This window comes from Halomonas terrestris, from assembly GCF_049166755.1.
Taxonomy (GTDB): Bacteria; Pseudomonadota; Gammaproteobacteria; order Pseudomonadales; family Halomonadaceae; genus Halomonas.
This window is the reverse complement of record NZ_JBMHFZ010000009.1, coordinates 119,458-141,119: the sequence shown is the minus strand read 5'-3', so window position 1 is coordinate 141,119 and position 21,662 is coordinate 119,458. Positions and strand designations below refer to the sequence as shown.

The 21,662-nt window shown below is 62.4% G+C and carries 24 protein-coding genes; 22 read left to right on the top strand and 2 right to left on the bottom strand.

The window, feature by feature from the left end:
* Positions 1-2: 2 nt before the first annotated feature.
* Complete coding sequence (locus ACOMD9_RS11145; protein ID WP_421414762.1) at positions 3-509, top strand: DUF2726 domain-containing protein; 507 nt, start codon at positions 3-5, stop codon at positions 507-509.
* Positions 506-3,313, top strand: coding sequence for a conjugal transfer mating pair stabilization protein TraN (gene traN / locus ACOMD9_RS11140; protein WP_421414760.1), 2,808 nt, complete (start codon positions 506-508; stop codon positions 3,311-3,313). The genes ACOMD9_RS11145 and traN overlap by 4 nt, the downstream gene beginning before the upstream one ends.
* A 58-nt stretch (positions 3,314-3,371) precedes the next feature.
* On the opposite strand, the gene ACOMD9_RS11135 is transcribed toward traN, so the two are convergent.
* Both ACOMD9_RS11135 and ACOMD9_RS11130 read right to left on the bottom strand, forming a co-directional pair.
* Positions 3,372-4,223 carry a hypothetical protein gene (locus tag ACOMD9_RS11135; protein WP_421414758.1) on the bottom strand — a complete coding sequence of 284 codons (852 nt, stop codon included), beginning with the start codon at positions 4,221-4,223 and terminating at the stop codon, positions 3,372-3,374.
* Positions 4,224-4,392: 169 nt separating this feature from the next.
* Positions 4,393-5,196 (bottom strand): hypothetical protein, encoded by an 804-nt coding sequence (locus tag ACOMD9_RS11130; RefSeq protein WP_421414755.1) that lies wholly within the window; start codon positions 5,194-5,196, stop codon positions 4,393-4,395.
* A gap of 537 nt (positions 5,197-5,733) precedes the next feature.
* On the opposite strand from ACOMD9_RS11130, the gene ACOMD9_RS11125 reads away from it, so the two are divergent.
* The 20 genes from ACOMD9_RS11125 to ACOMD9_RS11030 all read left to right on the top strand — a co-directional run bounded on the left by ACOMD9_RS11125 (position 5,734) and on the right by ACOMD9_RS11030 (position 21,560).
* Positions 5,734-6,129, top strand: coding sequence for a hypothetical protein (locus ACOMD9_RS11125; RefSeq protein ID WP_421414754.1), 396 nt, complete (start codon positions 5,734-5,736; stop codon positions 6,127-6,129).
* A gap of 246 nt (positions 6,130-6,375) precedes the next feature.
* Positions 6,376-6,576 carry a hypothetical protein gene (locus ACOMD9_RS11120; RefSeq protein WP_421414753.1) on the top strand — a complete coding sequence of 67 codons (201 nt, stop codon included), beginning with the start codon at positions 6,376-6,378 and terminating at the stop codon, positions 6,574-6,576.
* Between the two features lie 281 nt (positions 6,577-6,857).
* Positions 6,858-7,871 carry an AAA family ATPase gene (locus ACOMD9_RS11115; protein WP_219999966.1) on the top strand — a complete coding sequence of 338 codons (1,014 nt, stop codon included), beginning with the start codon at positions 6,858-6,860 and terminating at the stop codon, positions 7,869-7,871.
* A 195-nt stretch (positions 7,872-8,066) separates the two neighbouring features.
* A complete protein-coding gene (locus tag ACOMD9_RS11110) occupies positions 8,067-8,648 on the top strand; it encodes a hypothetical protein (protein WP_421414751.1) in 582 nt (193 codons plus the stop codon).
* Positions 8,649-8,761: 113 nt separating this feature from the next.
* Entirely contained in the window at positions 8,762-9,799 is a 1,038-nt protein-coding gene (gene bet, locus ACOMD9_RS11105; protein ID WP_421414749.1) for a phage recombination protein Bet, read from the top strand.
* Positions 9,800-9,866: 67 nt separating this feature from the next.
* Positions 9,867-10,880 (top strand): YqaJ viral recombinase family nuclease, encoded by a 1,014-nt coding sequence (locus ACOMD9_RS11100; protein WP_421414748.1) that lies wholly within the window; start codon positions 9,867-9,869, stop codon positions 10,878-10,880.
* A 225-nt stretch (positions 10,881-11,105) separates the two neighbouring features.
* Entirely contained in the window at positions 11,106-12,518 is a 1,413-nt protein-coding gene (locus ACOMD9_RS11095; RefSeq protein WP_421414745.1) for a DUF3150 domain-containing protein, read from the top strand.
* Positions 12,519-12,627: 109 nt separating this feature from the next.
* Positions 12,628-13,206: a hypothetical protein gene (locus ACOMD9_RS11090; protein WP_421414743.1), complete on the top strand. Its 579-nt coding sequence runs from the start codon at positions 12,628-12,630 to the stop codon at positions 13,204-13,206.
* Between the two features lie 65 nt (positions 13,207-13,271).
* Positions 13,272-15,227, top strand: a complete 1,956-nt coding sequence (locus tag ACOMD9_RS11085) for a VWA domain-containing protein (RefSeq protein WP_421414741.1) — start codon at positions 13,272-13,274, stop codon at positions 15,225-15,227.
* A gap of 348 nt (positions 15,228-15,575) precedes the next feature.
* Positions 15,576-16,178, top strand: a complete 603-nt coding sequence (locus ACOMD9_RS11080; protein ID WP_421414739.1) for a hypothetical protein — start codon at positions 15,576-15,578, stop codon at positions 16,176-16,178.
* Positions 16,179-16,249: 71 nt separating this feature from the next.
* Entirely contained in the window at positions 16,250-16,753 is a 504-nt protein-coding gene (locus tag ACOMD9_RS11075; protein ID WP_421414736.1) for a hypothetical protein, read from the top strand.
* A complete protein-coding gene (locus tag ACOMD9_RS11070; protein WP_421414734.1) occupies positions 16,734-17,060 on the top strand; it encodes a hypothetical protein in 327 nt (108 codons plus the stop codon). The genes ACOMD9_RS11075 and ACOMD9_RS11070 overlap by 20 nt, the downstream gene beginning before the upstream one ends.
* A 95-nt stretch (positions 17,061-17,155) precedes the next feature.
* Positions 17,156-17,422, top strand: a complete 267-nt coding sequence (locus tag ACOMD9_RS11065; RefSeq protein ID WP_421414733.1) for a hypothetical protein — start codon at positions 17,156-17,158, stop codon at positions 17,420-17,422.
* An 82-nt stretch (positions 17,423-17,504) separates the two neighbouring features.
* The gene (locus ACOMD9_RS11060; protein ID WP_421414731.1) at positions 17,505-17,939 is read left to right on the top strand and encodes a hypothetical protein; all 435 of its coding nucleotides are present in this window, start codon (positions 17,505-17,507) and stop codon (positions 17,937-17,939) included.
* 223 nt (positions 17,940-18,162) lie between these two features.
* Complete coding sequence (locus tag ACOMD9_RS11055) at positions 18,163-18,531, top strand: hypothetical protein (RefSeq protein ID WP_110284698.1); 369 nt, start codon at positions 18,163-18,165, stop codon at positions 18,529-18,531.
* A 99-nt stretch (positions 18,532-18,630) separates the two neighbouring features.
* Complete coding sequence (locus ACOMD9_RS11050) at positions 18,631-19,230, top strand: hypothetical protein (protein ID WP_421414729.1); 600 nt, start codon at positions 18,631-18,633, stop codon at positions 19,228-19,230.
* A gap of 79 nt (positions 19,231-19,309) precedes the next feature.
* Positions 19,310-20,032, top strand: a complete 723-nt coding sequence (locus ACOMD9_RS11045; RefSeq protein WP_421414728.1) for a hypothetical protein — start codon at positions 19,310-19,312, stop codon at positions 20,030-20,032.
* Between the two features lie 96 nt (positions 20,033-20,128).
* Positions 20,129-20,653, top strand: coding sequence for a hypothetical protein (locus tag ACOMD9_RS11040; RefSeq protein WP_421414726.1), 525 nt, complete (start codon positions 20,129-20,131; stop codon positions 20,651-20,653).
* A 59-nt stretch (positions 20,654-20,712) separates the two neighbouring features.
* Positions 20,713-21,036 (top strand): hypothetical protein, encoded by a 324-nt coding sequence (locus ACOMD9_RS11035; RefSeq protein WP_421414725.1) that lies wholly within the window; start codon positions 20,713-20,715, stop codon positions 21,034-21,036.
* 296 nt (positions 21,037-21,332) lie between these two features.
* Positions 21,333-21,560 carry a hypothetical protein gene (locus tag ACOMD9_RS11030; RefSeq protein ID WP_421414722.1) on the top strand — a complete coding sequence of 76 codons (228 nt, stop codon included), beginning with the start codon at positions 21,333-21,335 and terminating at the stop codon, positions 21,558-21,560.
* Positions 21,561-21,662 lie beyond the last annotated feature (102 nt).

The window sequence follows — 21,662 nt, the reverse complement described above, 5'->3', positions numbered from 1 at the left end:
GTATGACAGAGCTCTGGATCGCTGGCGGGCTGCTCGTCGCCGTTGTGCTGGGGGTTGCCGGTTGGCGGATGAGATACCCCTACAAGGCTCAGAAACGGCTTTTCACCAATGCCGAGTGGCGTTTCTACCAGCATCTGGAACGGGCGATCGGCGGCAGCCACCTGGTCATGGCCAAGGTGCGCATCGCCGATGTACTGACAGTACATGGTCGCAGGTCCCAGACCCGAGGGTGGTGGCGTGCCTTCACGCGTATCAGCTCCAAGCATATCGACTTCATCATCTGCGATCGTGACAACGGCACCATCCTCTGCGGTATTGAACTGGACGACCGTTCTCACTTCCGTGGGGACCGCCGGCGCCGTGATCGCTTTGTCAACGGCGCCTTTGAGAAAGCCGGTTTGCCTCTTCTCAGGTATCCCGTCCAGCGCCGTGGCTATGACATCCACGGGCTGAGGCGTTCTGTCCTTCAGGCCATCGCTGCGGCTCGCCCTCAAGGAGGTATCGCATGACCCGCCACGGAATGTTCTATCGTGCCATTGCTTGGATGATGGTCATGCTGATGTGCTACATGCCGGTGGCGGCATTCGCGCAATCCGTCGGCAACCTCCCAACTCCCGCCGATACCGCTCGACAAGCCAACGAGGGGCAGGGCTTCGGTGAAACCATAGCCCCGAGCGACATCGGCAGCTTCGACAACGGCAAGGTCACATTCCCGGGCGGTGGGGACATTTCTCTCAACGAGCTTTTTCCGGATGCCCAGAGCGAGGAGGGTGGAAGCTCGAACTTCCCGCACTCGCAGCCAGAGAGCAACCTCAAGTCCGAGGCGTCATCGGACCCGGGCCTGAATGCTATTGGTGGAACAGCGCTTTCCGGCATGCGTTCCGAGGTCACCCGCCCTGGCGGGCCTACCTCCATACAGGGCATGGCCTATGAGGTCATCCATAAGGCCGGCGAGCAGTCCCGTCCGGACTTCTCCAATGACCCCATGCTCAACTCCAGTCGGGACACCTACGACAACATCGACCTGATCACGGAGGGGTTCGCTGACTGCAGCGTCGACGAGCAGATGAAGGAGTCCTCGTTCGAGGCCCACGTCCCTGATTACTACCAGTGCACACGTCGCAACAAGCCGGAAGGCGATTGCACCATCACCCACCACATCGAGATCGACACTGAGCCCACGGACCTGGTGTTTATCATTGACCGTTCGGCATCGATGGATGCCGAGATCGCGGCGCTGCGCGAGGGGGTGAGCAACTTCGCCACCCTGCTTAGCCAGGGGCGTAGCGCCAACCTGCGTGTCGGTGGCGTTGCCATGCGCAACGACAACCACCTGACCATGCACCGCAAGCTGACCTACGACATCAATGCCTTCCAGCGCTGGATCAATGGCATTGGTACCGAGGGCGGTCAGACCAGCTCCTGGAACGTGATCAACTGGACAGCCCAGAACTTCAACTGGCGCTCCGACCCTGAGGTCCACAAGGTCATCGTCATCATCGGTAACGACGACGACTGGGGGAGCACGTCGCCGGCCGTGCAGAACCTGATGGCCAAGGGCATCGATCTCTACGTGTTCCACAACAACTACAAGAAGAGCTGGTACGGCACCCATGTCGATGACACCTTCGACAGCCGCACCTTCATGCGGCTCGCCCAGTTCTTCACGGTGGTTTATGACTACTGGGCTCCGGATGGCTGTATCGACGATGCCGTTGCGACTCTGGAAGAGTTCTGTGATGGCTCCTACTCCCAATACCCGGCGAACCCTCGGAACTGTGTCGACATCGATGGTTTCTATGTCTGCCCAGGAGATCCGATCTACAAGCAGCTGACAGCGCCGCCGATCCCCAATGTTGATCGCCTGGCGGCTCGTGTCGATGTGACGCCCCTGACCTGCGATTACGACCAGGGCACCGAGACCTGCTGGACTGACCAGTATGGTGACACTCAGTGCGTCTCCAGCGGTGAGGCCATCGAGGAGTGCGCACAGTACGAGAATGACCCCCAGTGCGGCTTCGTGAAGTCCGAGTGCGTCGATGGTGCTGAAGGGTCGAAGGGTACCTGCTACGTTCACGACGAGACATGGGACTGCGGCGAGAGCTACGAAATCCCCACCCTGGAGAAGGAAGGCGAATATACCTGCGCGGGCCCGATCCGCTGCATGGGTAGCGAGTGTTTCGACTTCCAGCCTGAGCAGAGTCAGGACTTCGCCCGGGCCACGGCCATGATGAATGCGGCCAACAACATGGTCTCCGACATGACCTGCGCCGAGGGGCAGACCGGCCAGGCCTGCACAGTCTTCAAGGGCGATGCCGGCGAGTGCAAGAAGGCCGTCGGTGGAGTGGTGGACTGCTGCGAAAAGCCGTCTGGGGTATCCCTCAAGGACTACCTGACCTTGATCATGGCGGTGCCCAAGATCGACTCGGCCATCATAGGTTTGGAAGACGGCAGCTCGTTCAGTGCCATGAAAGGGGCCTACCAGCTGCTGCGCGATCCTGCCGTGGATAGCTGGTCCACGGTGACCCAGCCCTTTACCTCACGCCTGGATAGCGTGACGGGTGCCTTCGACACCATGAAAGGCACGGTACAGGATGCCATCCTCGATGCCGTACAGCCGCTTAAGGAAAAAGTCGCCGAGATGACCGGCAAGACGTTGACCAATGCAGCAGCTGAGACAGGCGCGGGAGGTATTGTCGAAGGTGCGGGTGGTGAGGCAGCTCAATCGTTCAGCGAGCAGCTCCTCGGCGCCCAAGGCGCCAGCTTCCTCAGCATGGCCATGACCGCCTACCAAATCTATGTTGTGACCATGCTGGTGATCCAGCTGATCTGGAAATGTGAGGAGGAAGAGTTCGAGATGAACGCCAAGCGCCAGCTCAAGTCGGCCCACTACGTCGGTTCCTACTGCAAGACAAAGGTCCTCGGGGCGTGCATCGAGAAACGCGAGGTCTACTGCACCTTCAACTCCCCTCTGTCTCGCATCATGCAGCAGCAGGTTCGCAGCCAGCTGGGCATGAGCTGGGGTAGCCCGGAGAGTCCCAACTGCGGTGGCATCCCCATCGCCAGTTTGGATCAGGTCAACTGGGACAACGTGAACCTCGATGAATGGCTGGGTATCCTTCAGTCCAACGGGCTTTACAAGGGCACCATGGACTTCGATCTGGAGTCGATCACCGGCACGGGCTCACACCTCGACATCGATGCCAATCGCAACGACGCCATCGATCGGACCCTGGGCCGCTTCGAGGATACCGACCTCGACGAGTTCCGGGCCAACGCTCGCGATGAGCTGAGAATCGAAAACAGCCGCTGATACAATGGGGCCGGTCGCCATCGGCGGCCGGCCCCTGTGGGTCACACTGGGATCGAGCTTATGCTCGCTTGATGAACAGCTCCGGCTCACCCTTTTCGAGGATCATCGGCGGCTGGTCGTCCTCCGGTGCCAGGTAGAGGAAGAACCACTCCGGCATGTGCTCGGAGATCTTAACGGCCAGCGGGAGCTTGGCCATGGTGGCGTCCTCGTTGGGCAGGAAGAAGAAGCGCATGGACTTCTTATGGTCCGTGGCGGGGTAGGCGTAGACCGGCCCCTGCACGCTGATGCCCTGCGGTGCTGACAACGTTTTCTCGCCAAGTTCGGGCACCTGCAGGGTTACGATGCACATCTCGTCAGCGGAGTTCGCTTTATCGTACCCGTAGCAGTTGTCCTCTTCGCTCACCACAACCATGCCAATGGCAGTTCTGCCGTGAGCGGCCGAGTGGCGAAGGTCGGTGCCCTTGTAATCGACCTCATACCCCAGATCGGCAGCAGCCTCCTGCACCGCGTTGAAGAAGCTGTCCCGCAGCAACTCGTTCGCTTCCTCCCGAGACGCCGCTTCGCTGGTGGGAACGAAGGCAAAGGCGCTGTCCCGTTCCATGTGCCCCGGTGCGGCAAACAGAGCGCCAGCAAGCCCCAGGCCCAGTGAGGCTCCACCGGACAGCCCCAGGCCCGCGGAGCTGTTGAATAGAGCTGCGTCGCTGAATGCGTTGGTGATGTTGGTCATCGCCGAGCTGTATTCATCGTCCCCGAGGGCGGTATCACGCGCCTTGTGCAGACCACCTGCCTGCGCCAGGTTGTAGGCGCGGCTGTTGTCCTCGCTGTACCTAGCGGTCGTGGTGGTGGTGGCACAGCCGGCCATGGTGGTCGCCAGCAGGGCAATCCCGGTTAGCTTGGTGAGAGTCTTCATCGTCCTGTCCCCTTGTTTCTGCCCCGGCGGGGCGTGTTGGTGTCGTCTTCTGGTTCCATTCTACTGATCGACGCGATTACGCAAGCCCTCGATATGGGCAAATAACCAGGCCCAAAAAAGCCCCTGCGACCACGGTGGGCGAGGGGCTATGAAGCGTCGTGACGGGCTATCAGGTGCTCGACGCCACTTCGGCAGTGGCCTTGGTGGCATCGTCAGCCTTCTCCCCATCCTTGTCGGCCTTGGTGGCGGAGGCCTTCTTGGCGCCGGCGGCGGGCTTGTCCGCTGCCTTGGCATCTTCCTCGTCGTCGATGTCGCCATCCACCTCGCTGTCATGGCGATACGGCGCGGCGGCGTCCACCTCCTCGTGCTTGCCCTGGTTATGGGCGGCCACGCGGGCACGCTTCTCGACCCCGATGATGCGGGAGGCCAGGCGGTTGAGCAGCTGCTGCCACTCGAGGCCGGCCTGGGTACGCTGCTTGCTGGTCAGCAGGCCATGCAGCCAAAGGCTGTCGATCTTGGCCATCAGGCTGTCGAGCTTGCGCACGAGCCGCAGGAACTGGGCCACCTGGGGGGAGGTGATCTCGACGTCGAGGCTGATGGGGTTGGTGTAGCTGGGCACGTCCTGGATCTCATGCTGCGTGAACAGGACATCCATCTGCTGGATCTTCTCCTCCAGCTGCTCGTCAGCCTTGGCGATATGGCCCTGGACGATCTGGGACACTTCGTCGACCTGCTCGCGGACGCCGATGATCTGCAGGATCACGTCCAGAGAGAACAGGCTGTAGCTGACCCGAGTCAGGGAGCGCTCGACCACGCGCTGTGCCTGCAGGGTGTAGACGGTGAGGTTCTGCTTGAAGATCGGGCGCGAGTAGACCGGCTTCGGCTCGGACTTCTGGGACTTCCCCCGGGTGGGGGCGGTGGTTTGTGCGGCGGCCTGAGCGCTGGGGCTCTGAGCGACGGCGGTGTCAGTCATGGCGAATCCATCCATAGTGACAGGTTTTTGGTAAACGCCCCGTCACCATACCTCCGTGTCAACTCCCGCCCCCTGTCGGGAAACGCCCTTTAAGGGCACGACGAGAGGGGTGTCACCCCGGGAATGATGGTTTATATTGGGGATGTTAAGTCGCTCTGCGGCTTGCACCTGAAGGTAGCGCTGGCCTTCCCAAACAATCAGCAATTTTCCCCGCCACGTTCTGTGGCACCTCTCGCTCCGGCGAGACCCCTGCGATGATGCTGCTTGCAGCTTTGTCGTGTCCCGTGGAGTCGTGCGCCCTGCGTTCACCTCCCGGCGGCCCGTTGTTCAGGCCGTTACCCCCATGGTTCGCTCAGCACCCCTCAGTCATCTGACTGTGGCGCTGTTGTGTCCGCTACCTGCTCGTTCTCGCTTCGGTGAGTTCGTTCCGGTGCACCCTTGCCAGACCCTCGGATTCGTCTGAGGTCATTACCTACCCACTAGGGAGGCCCACTCCCTATATGGGAGTGCCCTCTGCCAATTGATGAGGAATCTCTCATGAGCAACGTTGAAGCTTTCACCCTGCAAATCCTGATCGGTGGTCTGATTCTGTGTGCGGCCATCCTGTGGCTCATCGTCAAACTGCTGGTCAAGACGGCACGACAGGCCATCCCTGTCATTGCCAAGGGCATTGCTAAGTCGACCCCGGCCGTTTACGCCGGAGTCTCCAAGGGCGTCGTCACCGCAGCCGCTGCGGCTCGTCGCTCCGGGGTTCACCACACGGTAGCTAACGCTGCCAATGTGGCGTCTCTGCGCTGTGTCGCTTCCCTGCAGGCCCTGGCCTGCCAGAAGAAGCAGCAGTCTGAGGAAGCAGCACCTGTCGATCTCGGCAGCTGCTGGGACCAGTACGATGCTCCCGCCTACCAGCGGAAGGGTGTTGTGCTTTCCTTCTGATGCATGTTTGACCCACGCCGGGACACTTCTCCCGGCAGGGGGCGGTGTCCTCCCAACCTGGAGATCGCCCTCATGGATCAACTGCCGACGCTGCTGTTCGGTATCAGCATCGCATCTCTGGCCTGCGCTGCCTTCAGCTACGCCTGGGCAACCGCGGACTGACCTCTGGCCTCTGGCCTTTTCAACCCTCACGGGGAGCACCTCCCGTGATGGGGAGTGCTCCCTGCCTTGCTTGGAGCACTTCCCATGGAACGCTTGACTCGTATCTACGTAGAAATGGACATCCTTACCTGGCTCGCCATGAGCAGCATTCTGATGCTGCTGGTCGGTGCGGTCTTGGTATGGGTGGCTCGCCTCGCGGCTCGGAAAATCTCCTACGCCCTCTGGGAGCGTCGGATTCGTCGCGTCCAGAACGGCCGCCGTGAGCCGATTCTGCGCAGATCTTGAAGAGAAGGACACAGAGGGGGCATCGCCCCCTCTGCTGTTCCCTCGCGACACCGGCCCATGCGGGCCCGATGGTCGTATGCCCAAGCGGTGTTGTGCCGTCGTAACAGCACCCCTCGGACATCCGATTCTCGTGATGCTTCGGCATCGCAGAAGGAGGTAGCGCTGGCCTCCCGAAACAATCAGCAACTTTCGTCTGACCTTACCTGCCCTTGCCGGGAGCCCACTCCCGCAAGGGGATGGGTGTCTCTCGGCTCAAGGCCAACTTGACTGGAGATCTACCCATGACCGTTTCAGCCCCTTACCAGGAGTTCCCCGTTGCCACCACGTTTGGCCTCGAAGTTCCGGCCAAGGTGATGGCGCTCGGCTTTGCCGATGCCAGCAACCCGCATATCCCCGCCAAGAGCGACGGCTATGCGTTCCGCCGAGTGTTCCTTCGGGAGCTCTTGGCCTTCCTGCGAGACCCGTCCGGTGACGCGCTGTATGTCACTGGCCCGACGGGTTCAGGCAAGACCTCCGGGATCTGCGAAGTGGCCGCCAGGCTCAACTGGCCGGTCCAGCAGGTGACCTGCCACGGCCGGATGGAAGTGACGGATCTCATCGGTCATCACACCCTGATGTCCCGTGTCCCTGGAGAGACGCCTGTCATGACCTTCCAGCACGGCCCCCTCGCGGTGGCCATGCGTGAAGGGCACATCCTCCTCCTGAACGAGGTGGACATGATGGACCCCGGCGAGTTGTCCGGCCTCAACGACGTGCTGGAAGGGCGGCCCCTGGTCATCCCCCAGAACGCCGGCGAGGTCATCAAGCCCCACCCGATGTTCCGGGTGGTGGTGACCGGCAACTCGGTCGGCAATGGTGACGCCACGGGCCTGTACCAGGGCATCGCCATGCAGAACCTGGCTGCCATGGACCGCTACCGCATCGTGGAAGTGGACTATGCCAAGCCGGAGGTGGAAGCCAAGATCCTCGCCGCTGTGGCGGGGCGGCTGCCCGAGAACCTTCGTGATCGCATGATCAGCGTTGCCAATGAAATCCGTCGCCTGTTCAAGGGCGAGGAGGGCATGGGTGGCGAAATCGCTATCACGATGTCGACTCGGACACTGGTTCGCTGGGCCAAGCTCTCGATCCGGTTCCACAAGGCGGTCAATCCCCAAGGGGAGCGCAACGCGCTGGCCTATGCCCTTGATCAAGCCCTGCTGCGCCGGGCACGCCCTGAGGAGAAGGAGGCCATCGTTCGCATCGCGAGCGATACCTTCGGCGACCAATGGGTGGACGGCGATCAGGGGGACGATTAAGCCCATTGGCTTGTCCCCGGTTCACGCCGGGCACTTCGGTGCCCGGCGTGGCCTTCCTCCCAGGCTTCCGGCCTGAATGTGTGTCCCGGAAGTGCTGGGTGTCTCACGACCCCTGGCACCGAGACCATTCTTCCCATCTCATCACCGCCGCGATCCAAGTGGGCAGGTGGTAAACGCAGATGACGTGAGGTTGATATGAGTGACGTTGCACAGGAAATGAATGCCCAGCCGGGCATGGCAGAGTGGAGCTGGCTGCTGTTTCCCCCCAAGGATCAGTCAACTATTCCGCTCAGGAAGGGGTTCATTCGCGGTGTGTTCGTTGAGGCAGCCAAGCGGCTGGGCTTCAAACACGGCGAGGATGCCCCTGACGTTGAAAAAAACGATGCTGACGGGTATCTCCCCAACGTCCTGATGGACACCGGGGCGGCCCGTATCGTTGTGGATCGCAAGATGCAGGTCAACGAAGTGAACCCCGACACCCTCGAGGGAGGCGGGTCGTTCACAGCAGTAGCCGGCCACAAGCCGTTCCTGATGCTGTTGTACCTGCAGAAGCGGTGGCGCGAGGAGTTCAATACCAGCGAGGGCGACACGATCGAGATCTGCGATGGGCAGCTTGATCTGATCAACTTCACCAACTGGGAATCCCTCCAGCCGTTCATCGAGAGGTTCGAGTTCGATGCACCATCCATGCGCGTGGACGCTGAGGCCCTGGGCCTGGTGGTGCCCATGCTGGATTACGATGCCATCGGCTGCACCGAGATGGACGCTTACTTCTAACCAACGGCTCCGGCCGTGACCTGCTAGCCGCTACCACCCGGTAGCGGCTCCCCCTGGGGGACACCACGCCCCTCGGGGCGTGGTATCTCCGCTTTCTGCATGAGGAGACTGCCATGAGCAATGCAACTGTCCACCAGCATCCCGCCGCTCAGAACGAGAAGCGGAAGCTGCTGACCCGTTTCGCCGAGCGATTCGAGATCGAAGAAAAGGTCCTGCTGGACACGCTGAAGACCACGGTCTTCAAGCAGCGTGATGGCTCAGCCCCGACCAACGAGCAGATGGTGATGCTCATGATCGTGGCCGACCAGTACCAGCTGAACCCCTTCACGAAGGAAATCTACGCCTTCCCTGACCAGCAGAACGGCATCGTGCCAGTGGTTGGGGTCGACGGTTGGGCACGCATCATCAACAACCACCCCCAGTACGCGGGGATGGAGTTCGTCTATTCCGGCGAGATGGTGAGGATGCCCGGCGCCAAGGTAGATGGCCATGTGTGGATCGAGTGCGTGATGTACCGCAAGGACATCGACCGCCCGATCCGGGTCCGCGAATACCTCGACGAGGTGTACCGCGAACCCTTCGTGAAGAATGGCTACACCAAGAACGGGCCGTGGCAGACGCACATCAAACGGTTTCATCGCCACAAGGCGATGATCCAGTGCTCTCGCCTGGCCTTTGGCTTCACGGGGATCTACGACAACGACGAGGCAGAACGCATCGTTGGCGGCGAGGTCGACGTGACCCAACAGGGTAGTCATAGCTTCCAGCGCCCTCAGGGCAGCGAGCAGGACGAGGCCCCGCTTCGTGAGCTCACTGATCCTGAGAAGGCAGCGATCGAGCCCATGCTCCAGAAGGCCATCCAGCGTTCCCAGCAGTTGAACAACTGGACGCCGGCAGAGCAGTGGGTAAGGGAGAGCTTCCCGAGTGCCGAGCAGAAGGCGTATGCCCTGTCTCGCCTCGAGCAGGCCAAGGCCGCCACCCAGGCGGATCAACCTCCCCAGGAACCCCAAGACGCCACGGCGCCGCAGGGTTCTGCCACACCGGAACAGCAAGCGGCACCTGCTGAACCGGCCAAGCACCACGCCCCTGGTCACGATGAGTTCCCTCGTCCCGAGGATCGCTTCGATGATGAGGATGGCGTTGGTTTTTGACCCCGCCCCGGGTGGAGCTCCCGCCTGACGGCGGGGCTCTGCCCTCTGATCCAGAGAGGAGGGCTACATGAAGATCGTCGATCTGACCCAAGGCGATGACGCCTGGTTGGCATGGCGGAAGGGCGGTATCACCGCCACCGACGCGGCCATCCTGCTGGACCGCTCGCCCTACAAGACGCGCTGGCGCTTGTGGGCCGAGAAGTCCGGCTTCGCCCGGGAAGTCGATCTCAGCCTCAATCCTCTGGTTCGCCGGGGGAGAGAGAACGAGGCGCTTGCCCGCAAGGCGTACGAGGAGCATGCCGACGACATCGTGTTCCCGGTCTGTGTCGAGTCATCCGTGCACCCTCTGATGAGGGCCTCACTGGACGGCTTGAACTCAGCCAACGAACCGGTGGAGTTGAAGTGCCCCAGCGACAAGGTGTGGGCCGAAGTGATGGCCGACGGCCGGCAGAGCCGAGCGTTCAAGCTCTACTACTGCCAGGTCCAGCACCAGATGTTGGTGACAGGGGCCAAGCGTGGCTGGCTGGTGTTCTGGCATCAGCAGCATGGGCTTGAGGTCTTCGAGATCCAGCTGAACGAGCTCCTGCTCAGGAAGCTGATCCAGGCTGCCGCCGAGTTCTGGCGGCAGGTCCTGGACCGCAAGGAGCCACCCAAGGACCCGGAGCGTGACCTGTTCATCCCCGAGGGGAACGTGGCGAAGGAGTGGATCTACGCCGCGGAGCAGTATCGCTCCTATCAGACGGAGCTGGATGAGCTCGAGGCACGCATCAAGGTGCTCAAGGGCCATCAGGCGCCGCATCTGGACCGTCTCAAGGAGTTGATGGGGGAATACTTCTACGCCGACTATGCCGGCGTGATGGTGACCCGCTACAAGGCCAAGGGACGTATCAACTACTCCCGGCTGCTCAACGAGCAAGCCGGCAACCTCCAGGAGGGTGATGTAGAGCAGTACCGGAGCCCGCCGTCAGAGCGCTACCGTGTCACCGTCACGGAGTCGCTGGCGCCACGTAACATCGTCGATGAAGAGGCGCTCGCGCCACTTGACGAGGCAATAGAAGACGTGGACTCTTGTTTCTGGTAACTTCAAGGAAGGGGCGAGCAATGCTCGCCTTTTTCCAGAACCGCTTCGCCGCTGAGGCGATTCTGGAAAAAGGTTTCCTCTCCTCTGGAGAGCGAAAAACGTGGTAGCGCTGGCCACGTTCAACTAAACAATCAGCAATATACCTTCCATGACCTAGCCCATCGGGTGCCACCACCCGACAGGGCAGGTGCATCTGGTGGGCTTCTTTCGTTAAGGAGCACCACCATGATCTCTCCCTCTACTACCACTACCGCGTCTCAGATCCAGCATCTGGACCAGGTGTGCGTGATCCATGCCGACTTCGATATCTGGAGCGGCCAAACCCGTCTTGATCCGAAGGACCTGAAGTTGGGTGTCGGAGGTGAAATTCCTCCGGAGAAGCTGGCGCTGTTGGGTAGCAAGAAGATCTGCGACCCCGCTCGCCTCAAGGGCTTCTCTCGACTCAAGACCAAGGCTCGCCGCGTGCTGGCGCACTATGGCTTGCCTTTCATGAGCGGATGGGCGGTACCGGCCGAGCGGCTGGATACCATCATGAAGCAGCTCGACCAGATCAAGGACGAGTTCGAGGAGGTCCGCCAGACCTTCCTGACGCAGTACGACACCGCCGTTGAGGCGTGGATTGCCGACAACCCGGGCTACGAGGACATCATCCGCGCAGGCGCGATGCCCCGTAGCGTGGTAGAGAAGCGGATCGGGTTCGATTACGCGGTCTACCACATCCGGCCCGCCGGCGCTGCCTCCGAGCAACAGCTCGGCCGGCAGGTGGAAAGCCTTGGCAATGATCTCTTCTCGGAGATCGTCAAGGAGGCCAACACCTTCTACGAAGAGAAGCTTCGTGGAGCGTCAGAATTGTTGACCTCCACGCGGCCGACCCTTCAGAAGCTGTACGACAAGGTGGATGGTCTGTCCTTCCTCAACGCAGCGTTCGATCCGCTTGCCCGTCTGCTGAATGAGACGATCAAGGGGTACGCGACGTATGCCTCTGGAGGACGCATCCTGGCGCCCTACCTGTACCAGGTGGTGGCGGCAGTGTTGATCTGCTGTGACCGGCAAAAGATCGAGGGCTATGCCAACGGCACCGTCCAGGTGCAGGACATGGCGCCCGATCCCAGCAGCCTCGCTGCAGACCCGGCTCCGGCCCCGTCTGCTACCGATGTTGCAACGGCTCCCACAGCTACCGAGCCGACCCCCGAACCGACTGTCCCCGACGTTGCTGGCGCTGATGCGCAGTCTCAGTCGACGGACCAGCCGGCACAGGGTTCAAGCCCGGTGGAAACGCCGCAGCAGGCGGAGTCGCCAAGCTCGCATCGCGCCAGCGATGAGAAGGAGGTGACGTCCGAGGCTCCCGCCCAGGAGGCAGAGCCAACCATGCCTGTGGCGGAAGCCGAGCCGGCGCTGGATGCCTCACCCGAGGCGCTCCAGGCGTCGATGGATCGCTTCTTCGCTGATTTCGAGACCGACGAGTCCCCTGCGCCCGTCGCAGAGGAGGATGAGGTCGAGAGCAGCGCAGTCGCGTTCCCCACGCCGGCCCCGGCGACTGTCCAGCCAACTGCACCGGCCATGCCGATGCAGGCGGCTCCCGCTCCTGAACCGGTCCCGGTCCCGGAGCTGGATGATGAAGAAGACTGGGCCTGGTAAACCCCGGTCACGCGCCACCTTCGGGTGGCGCGGTCTTCACCTTTCTTGCCACCAGGCGGGGCGTCGTTCCCGCCCGGGGACTTGACCTCGCACGCGTTGGAGACGTGCCATGCGCTACATGCATTACTACACCCAGAAGGCCTCTGTTCCCGAGGAGCAGTGGGCCGCCTTCAAGAGCAAGCTGAAACTCGCCTTCAACAACCTCCCGGACAGCTCGACAAGCGCCGGAGGGTTCTACAAGGACTGTCCTATTACTCTGTGCTACGGCCCAGGAAAGCAGGGCGTCCGAAAGGCGGACAAGCTGTTCGTCACCGGTCAGGGGAATGACTTCACCGGCGAAGCCACCTGGTTCAACGGGGATCGGCTGGTAGGCCATGAAGCACAGTCCTTCATCCTGCCCAACGTGTTCGATCCGGAGAACCAGAAGTGGATGCACTGCAATACCGAGTGCAAGCCCTACGACTGGTTCGTTGTTACGGCACTGATCCTCATCCACCACGAAGCCCCGGGCTGTTTCGAGATCTCCTCGGACGGCCGCAGGGAGCACTGGGAGCCGGTCATACGCTGGCTGGCCCCGGTCGTGGGGCATGAGCTAACGCTGCCTCAGGCAGTGGATGGAGTCGGGGAGCGGTACTACCCCGATTCGTTCGAAAACAGGTTGGTCGGACTCCCGAGCTTCCATTTCTAAACCCTTGAGGGGCACCACACCCTCCGGGGGGTGGTCTGTCCCGCTTTTGATGCAGGAGCACCACCATGAAATCCATGAAGCGACGTACCATCGAGAATGCCCTTCCCATCGTGGCTGCTGCTTACGGGCGCAAGTTCGGTGTGAAGGTCAAGATTGGTCAGGACATGGCGTACACCGATGGCAAGAGCATCGTGGTACCCAACATTCCTGAAGACTGGCCCCACAAGGATGCTCTGTGGGGTTACCTGGCGCATGAGGCAGCCCACGTCCGGTTCACCGATTTCTCGGTGGACATGGGCAAGGGGACGCTGAAGCACCTGCTCAACATCGTTGAGGATGCTCGGATCGAGCGTGAGATGATCGCGATCTATCCCGGCACCGCCCGTTCCCTGAACGAGGTGGCGCGGTACATGGCGGCAGCAGGCCATTACCAGATCCCCAACGATGACTCCCCGGCGGCCTCCATCCTGGAGGGTTTCTGTCTCTACCACCTGCAATGCCGCGTGGTGGGGCAGGACGCCATCTCGGACATCCTCGAGGCCACCCGCGTGGTGTTCGAGAGGAAGTTCCCGAGGGGGGTGCAAGTACGGCTCCATGCGCTTCTGCGCAAGGTGCCGGCCCTGAGCAACACGGCTGAGGCGATGCACCTGGCCCGAGAAATCCTGAAGATGATTCAGGAGGAAGCGGAGAAGGAGCGCCAGCAACAGCAGCAGGGTGATCAAGGTGATTCGCAGCAGGCACAGCAACAGGCCGGCGGCGGTGATCCTGATGACAGTGCTTCCCAGGGCTCTGGGTCACCCGGTCAGGATGATCAGGGTGATCAGGATGGCGACGACAGCCAGCAGGCCGGCGGTAACGGCCAGCAGGGTGACGGCGCCGATGACCAGGATGGTCAGGCTGGGAAGGGCGGTGACGATGCCTCTCAGGGTGACGACGCTTCGCAACAGCGAGGTGCTGGCGCCGGTGAGGGGGATGGTGATGATGCGAACGGCCAACAGGCCTCTGGCGATGACCAGGGGCAGGGCGGTCAAGCGGACGCCTCGAAAGGGGATGATGCGAGTTCGCAGCCGGCTGGCAGCCGCGGCGCCGGGGCAAAGGATGCCCCATCAGGCGACGATGCTGCTCAGGTCCTGCAGCAGGTGCTTTCGGCAGGAGAGGGCGACCACATCGGCGATGCCCATCAGTCGCTCCGTGAGGAGCTGGATGGTGTCGCACGACGTGGTGGTGATGCGAGTTACCGGACCGTGCGGGAAGCAGCCGACATCATCTCTCGAGATGCTGCCGGGAATGCGATGCGCGATGAGGTGAAGCGCACTACCAGTCGTATCCGCACTCAGCTGCAGGGGATGGTGCAGGCCAGCCAACGGGTGGCCCGGCGCACCGTTCGCCACGGCAAGCGGGTCGATGCCAGTCGTCTTCATCGTCTGCAGTCCGGCGATACCCGGGTGTTCCAGCGCAACACGACCAAGCGGCGTCCGAACACCGCGGTCCACCTCTTGGTGGATGCCAGCGGATCGATGAACCGTCAGGCCGACTGTGGCGATCGCATGTACCAGGTGGCCAGCAAGGCTGCCATGGCGATCGGCATGGCGCTGGAGGCGATCAACGGGGTCAACCCGGCGGTCACCTACTTCGGGGGCGATGGACACCAGCCGGTGTTCAGCGCGGTGCGACATGGTGAGAGGGTGGCGCCCAACGCGGGCAAGTTCACCTTCGCGCCGACCGGCACCACGCCCATGGCAGAAGCGCTCTGGTACTCCGCCTTCGAGCTGGTTCAGACGAAGGAGGAGCGCAAGATGCTGATCATCGTGACGGACGGCGACCCGGATGACCCGGAAGCCACCCAGGCGGTGATCGATCTTTGCACCGCCAGCGGCGTGGAGGTCATCGGCATCGGTGTCGTGTCCGGTGCCATCGCGAGGTTCGTCTCGAACCACGTGGTGATCGACCAGGTCGAGGACTTGCAGAAGACCCTGTTCCGGCTGATGGAGCAGACCCTGACGGCAGAATTGGCTGCCTGATGGGTGTTCCGCCCTAGTGGCGATCAGGCTGTCTCCCGCGCAAGCGGGGGGCAGCCTCTCTTTTCTCGCGCCCTTGAGGGGCACGTCGGCAGGGTGTCATCAGGTCGACGACGCGCTAGAGTCATGATGTCTTGGGTTGCCCTTGCCGGTTGTAGAGAGCCGGCAACGGCAACCCCAGATTCACTCTCCTCTGGAGAGAGATCAGTGGAAGCGCTGGCCACTGTCAAAACAATCAGCATTTTCCCAACCCACTGCGGGCGCCAGCTGGCGCCTGAGCAGTTCCCCAGCCTGGCGGGCACCTTCCCGTCAGGGAGGGCGTGCGCCTGGCCACAACCAAGGAGCACACCCATGTCCGCTTTCACCCCCGCCCCGACGCTCGTCCATGGTGCACTGACGCCGTTCCCGATCATGTGCCTGACTGTCGGCGCGGCAACGCTGCTGGAGGTCGTCGATCAGTACGAGGTGCTGGATAACCTCTTCGGCCCCTCGGAAGGTCTGGTGGTCGATTTCGTGGCGTCAGGAGAGGACGAGGCCAGCGAGCTGGCAGAACTCGTCGGCTACCCCGGCGCTCCGAGCGATCTTCAAGGTCACTGGCTGGTGCTGGAATGCGCCATGCCACACTGCGAGACCGAGCTTGAGACCCTGGCCTACGCCAGTGCCATCGCCCCCTTTGCCTCGTTCGAGAGCTACGGCCGCGAGATGCCCCCCCGGGAAGCCATTGAGCTGTTCGAGACTGGCATCAAGGGGCTGCCCCTGCTGGTCAAGGCCGGGATGCTCTCAGGCGCCATCGGCGAGGCTGAGCGTACCTACGCGGCCATGCAGCACGTCCTGGGCCTGGCCGAGGATGCGCTGAAGACCGAAAGGCGTGACGACGACCACCGTGCACAGCATGGAACCCTGTCGGCGCGTCTCGAGGCGTTCCTGGTGGAGTGCCACAACAAGGCGGCGTGATCGTCGCTTGACCCCCGGAGGGCCCTACCCTTCGGGGTAGGCCTCTTCGCATTTCGATGAAGGAGAGTCCCATGACCAAGCAAGACTTTGTTCCCCGCCCGCAACTGTGCGAGGCCGTGGCGCTAGGCATCCCCGCCGATCGCCTCGAGGCCCTCCAAGAGCACTTCGAGGTTTATACCTCCAGTGACACCAAGGAGATAATCCTCGACATGAGCGCGATCGGTTTCGAGCGGATGGCTGAGCTGGAAGAGGCCCTGGGCTTCGATGCTGCCGTCCTCGGGTCGGGCCTGGTGAATCTGTGGGCCGAGTCCCCGCAGCCACTCCAGTCCTATGCGGTGCTCTACCGTGACCCGGAGCAGTCCGTGCTCGACCCGCCCGCCATGTTCCGCTGCCTGGCGGAAGACGGCGACCATGCGGAGGAGCAGTGCCTGTTCGACAATCCCGACGCAGACGTTGTCTGGCTCGTGGATGTTCATGATCCGGCAAAGTCGGATCTCGAGGTCATCGAGCATGCCCTGATGATGTACTACACAGCCGATATCGGAGGAGGCCTTGATGTCGCTGCTAACCAATGAGCACATCGCCCTCGAGAGGGTGAAGCGCATGGGGGTGGAGGCGGCTCAAGCTCGTCTTGACCGCCTCTGCGCAGATGCCGAGGCCCGCAGGCAGCAGGCCCTGGCGAACGCGCACCCCGGCGCTGTGCCGAGCGGGTACACCCTGCTGAACTATATGAGCGATGCCGAGCTGGTGCTCCGGCACGAGCTCATCCTCGGACTAAATCTCCACACTGATGAACAGTTGGAGGCCAAATACCGACTCACCGCACGCCTGATGGCGCGGCGCCAGCAACGCCAGAGCCTACGGTCCCGCCGCCAGGCCTGAACGTTCCAGCACACGACTCGTGTGCTCCACCCACCCTGCCGGGGCCTTCCCCGTCAGGGGCGGCCTCCGTGCAGGTAACCGAGAGGAGGCCGGGCATGGCGACTGATCCGATGTTGGGCAAGCTGGTACCCGCCTGTGGCGGTGCCGAGCAGCCCTTCACAGTGAAAGGTCGGCGTTGGCTCTACTGCTGGCACCCCAGCTCGGGGCGCCACGCCTACCTGGATGTCGATAATGATCGCGTGGTCTGGAACCGGAGCTTTCATCCGGTGACGGCACCACATCTCGAGTTCGAGGAGGAGGCCATGCCGCCCCCTCGACCTGCACCACGGGTCGAGCCTGAGCCTGACCCGTTCTACTGGTAGCCCGCCGGGCTGCTGGATTACCCCCATGGGGCCACGTGCCCCCAGGGGGAGCTGTGGCCCTTCTTTATGAAAGGAGGCTGCCATGGCTGCCAAGCGTCGTATTCGCGTGCTACGCGAGGAGGTCCAGCTTTCCCTGGACCTGAGTGCCCCGGCACCCGATGAGCGGTCATCACCGCCATCGGCACGGGTCGTCCCGTTCCCTAAGCCAGTCGCGGTACCCGACGTACCGGCAACGCCAAAAGAGCCCGAGGCTCGACAGGCTGCGCCACTCGTCGAGGAAAAGCCGTTCTGGTCGGAGCAGGACATTCGAGTGCTCCGTGAAGAGCTGCTGCATCACACCCTGCATCAGCTGGGTGATCCCCGCGTGACCGAGGCCACCAAGGCTGAGATCAGGCAGTGGGTGGCGTCAGACGAAGTTGGGCCTTTCTCCTTCTCCATCTGCGCCGGTGCCTGTGGCTATGACCACGAGGATCTTCGCGAGCGTCTCCACGACCTGCTGGATCTTGTCCGGTCGTGATGCGAAAGTAGCCAGGAGGGGGCAATGCCCCCCTCCCGGCTTTCCCCGCTGCCTCTGGCTGTTCCGCATGCGGAACAGGGGTACCGAGGAAAGCCGAGATTCACTCTCCTCTGGAGAGAGATCAGTGGAAGCGCTGGCCACTGTCAAAATAATCAGCATTTTTCCCACCCTCACCGGGGTACTGCCCCGGACAGGGGCGTGCCTCGTCTCAATGGAGACGCTTATGTATTCCCGCACGACCCCTCACTCGATGCAGCAGCTGGTGCTTTGCCCAGCGCAGCCTGCACCGCATGTCCTGCGCATCACCTTCGCCGAGAACGACGAGCTGTGGTGCTACGAGATCCTGCGAACCCCGCCCTCCGGGCTCAGCAGTCATCGGCTCACCGAGTGGATCGATGATCTGACCTACGCGCTCAATGCACGGCATCGCGTCGCATTGGCCAGGGAAGCCAGCGCCAAGCTCTATCAATCGGTAGAGGAGCGCCAGGTCCATGCGGCATGGCTACATGCGCATGCCGACGCCCTGACCCGCGAGGCCAAGCTGGCTCGCACCCTGGCCACTCGCCTGGGTGCGGCATGCGAGGCGGCGTAACGTCGGCACGCCGACACTGATCAGCACTTTTTCTCACACCCCTATCGGGGCCGCGTCCCCGATACCGGGGCCGGCTCCTGTCTTCACGAATGGAGCACGATGATGAAATCCAACCAGAACTCTCTCGCACAGCGGGTAATGGCCCCTGGTGGGTATGCGGTGACGCCTGACCTTGCCGAGGCACTGAATTGTGCTCGGCAAAGCGTCGCCTGTTTCATGGAGAGCACCGATGAGACGCGTATCGACAACTACCTTGGTGCGCGTATGGCGGTCAGCAAGCTGGTCTTCAGCTCGCGTGCCGTGCAGCTTCTCGAAGGTGTGGAGGTGTCTGTACCGGATGACCTTGTGTCTTGGGGTGGCCCCGATCCGTCCTCGACATGGCCCCAGGTGCAGGCCTGGTGCAGTTGGCGCCTGGGTAATTTTGCCGGGGTGACCTACCCCGAGTGGCAAGCAGCACTGTCCGCTCCCGACGGCCAGACGCGGCTGGCGGGGCTGATGGCGCTGATCGATGAGCTGCCGGAGGAGATGTTGGACCTCAAGCAGTTCGACGGTGACCACAACGGAATCGAGACGCTTCGCAAGGCGATGCGTCGAGAGGCCGTGTCACTGGTGGCAAGCGAGCAGCACCTCGTGCACATCCTGGAACTCTGGGATGCCGCGGTGACCGCTCTCCCGGGTGACGACGCCATCGCGGCGTAACCCTCACAACGTTTGTTCCCCACGGGGGCTGTCTTGGCCCCTTGGGGTCATGCGGCCCTCGCTACCCAAGGAGAATCGCATGAACCATCAAACGCCTCACCGTGTTGTCGTGACCGTGACCGAGACCCGCACCTATGAGCGTGTCCTCGAGATCTCCGACGAACAGTACGACGCCCTGTGCGTTCGTGACACCGATGATCAGCTGATGGAGCTGATGGACGGGGTTCAGCCGCAGTGCTGCATCTCGGACACCTCCATCAACCTGGTCTCTCCCCTGTGTCCGTTGACGCCGGTCGATGATTCGCCGGTCGAGGCGACACTGACCTTGCTGATGGAAGGCGGGGTCATCCAGAACATGTCGGCGGACAAGCCGCTGCGTGTCTTGGTGGCCGATCTCGATCTGGACGAGGACAGCCTTGCCGAATACCGCGAACCCGCAGACGGGACAGTGGTCATCGGCGATGCCCTTGTCACCGATCACCGCCCCCAGGTAACTCGGGAGGCGGTGAGCAGCGAAGTGCTGGCCTACCGTGTCGCCATGAAGCATGGCGGTGCGGTAGTCGATACCCTGGAGAAGCTTGGCCTTTCGGAAACTGAGCTCGCTCGGGAGCTGGAGGCCTCCGCCGCTCGAGGCGCCTTGCACAACTGGCAGGGAATGGACCTGGAGAAGCCCGCCGTGCGCCAGCTACTGGTGGACGAGCTTCTGCAGGTGGCCATGTCACTACCGGTCCAGGAGGGATTGGGCTGGAAGGACGTGTGGCGTGAACTGGAGCAGGCCAACCGCGCCTCCGCGGCGGCGTAGCCCCAGGAGCTGGACCTTGCATCATCATTCAACCCGACAGGGGGACGCTCTCCCTGTCGGGGGGAGGTCTCCCGTGCACCGCAATGGAGATCCACCATGACGATGTCATCACGCAACACCGAGCCTCAGCAGGCTGATCATCCCCACTACGCCTGGCTGCGTGAGCAGCTGGACGAAGCACAGCGGGACGGGGATCAAGGCCTGATTCTGCTGCTCTCCGATGGGCTCGAGTTTGCCCAGGCATGCAATGCCGCCTGGCACCGCATCCTCGAGGCCGCCCAGGGCAACCTGGTCGGCATGGAGGTCGTCGATAAGACGCTGTCTCGTTACGCCGCCATCCTGCAGGACGCCTCGGAGCCGGGTCGGTTCCGGGCGCAGTTCTTCGATGCCAATGGCTTCAGTGGCCATGCCACCTACGACACGCCGGAAGATGTCCTCGAGCGCCTCGTCCAAGACGGGTATCGGGAGCCGGCAGCAGGCGCCATGAATACGCTGAGCCAGACGCGAGAATGGTCCCTGGGAACCCTCATGGCCCATCTCATTGCCAAGTTGAACGCTGGCAAACTGACCTACCGCGAGATGCAGGACGAAATGCACGCGGCAGACGCCAGACTCACCTGACCCAACAGGGGCTCCTCCGCCGGCCGGCGGCGGGGCTCCTGCCTACCATGGAGAATCCCATGCCTTACATGACGAACGTACCGCCACAACCTGCCGTAGAGGATCACTCCTACGGGCTCTACGAGGTGACCCTCCCGGGGTTCGATGGCGGCACCGATGAGACCGATGACCTCGTGCTCTGGATGGTGCTGTCCGACGAAGAGGCGGTGGCCATCAAGCGGCTATGCTGCTGGACGCCCAACGCCTTCGGCAAGATGCCGGGCATCGAGCTCGACGCCGCTGGCATTGACTTCGATACCCGCAAGCCTGGGCAATTGGACGCCCTGAAGGCACGGCTGTCACCGGCGCGACTCGAGCGTGACCGGCTGGCGCAGGCAGTGTGACGCTTGCGACCTCTCGGTAAAACTACGGTGCTACGGTACTACCGAAGTACCGTAGTTATTGCCTAGCCCTCGCGAGGGGGCTTTCCCTTCCGGGTCGACCGTCGCCGGCCCTGAACGGAAAGCCGAGTTTCTCTCTCCCCTGGAGAGCGATCAGTGGAAGCGCTGGCCACTGCATAAACAATCAGCATTTCCCAACTCACTGCGGGCGTCAGCTGGCGCTTGAGCAGTTCACCAGCCTGGCGGGCACCTTCCCGTCAGGGATGGCGTGCGCCTGGCCCCTACCAAGGAGTACGACCATGACCACAACGCATCGAGACGACCACGCATCAGTCCAGGACCTTGAGTCACTGAAAAGGCTCTGGAAGGCATTGGGGGACACCCCCACGGATGCCACCGGCTGTCTGGAGGAAGCGTTTCAGCACTTCCCCGCAGGCACCCAGCGCGAGGAGGTCTGGCACTGGTTCGAGGCTCAGAATCCGGCGTTCTGCGTCGGCGAGCTGATGAATCCAGGCCAAGGCACCTGACCGAGTGATCGCTGCCCCCACCTCACCTGGGAGGCGGCTTGTCTTACCCATTGAACTGCCACCTCCCTGGAGGCAGTGACCTGCCTGGCGGGCGACCTTCCC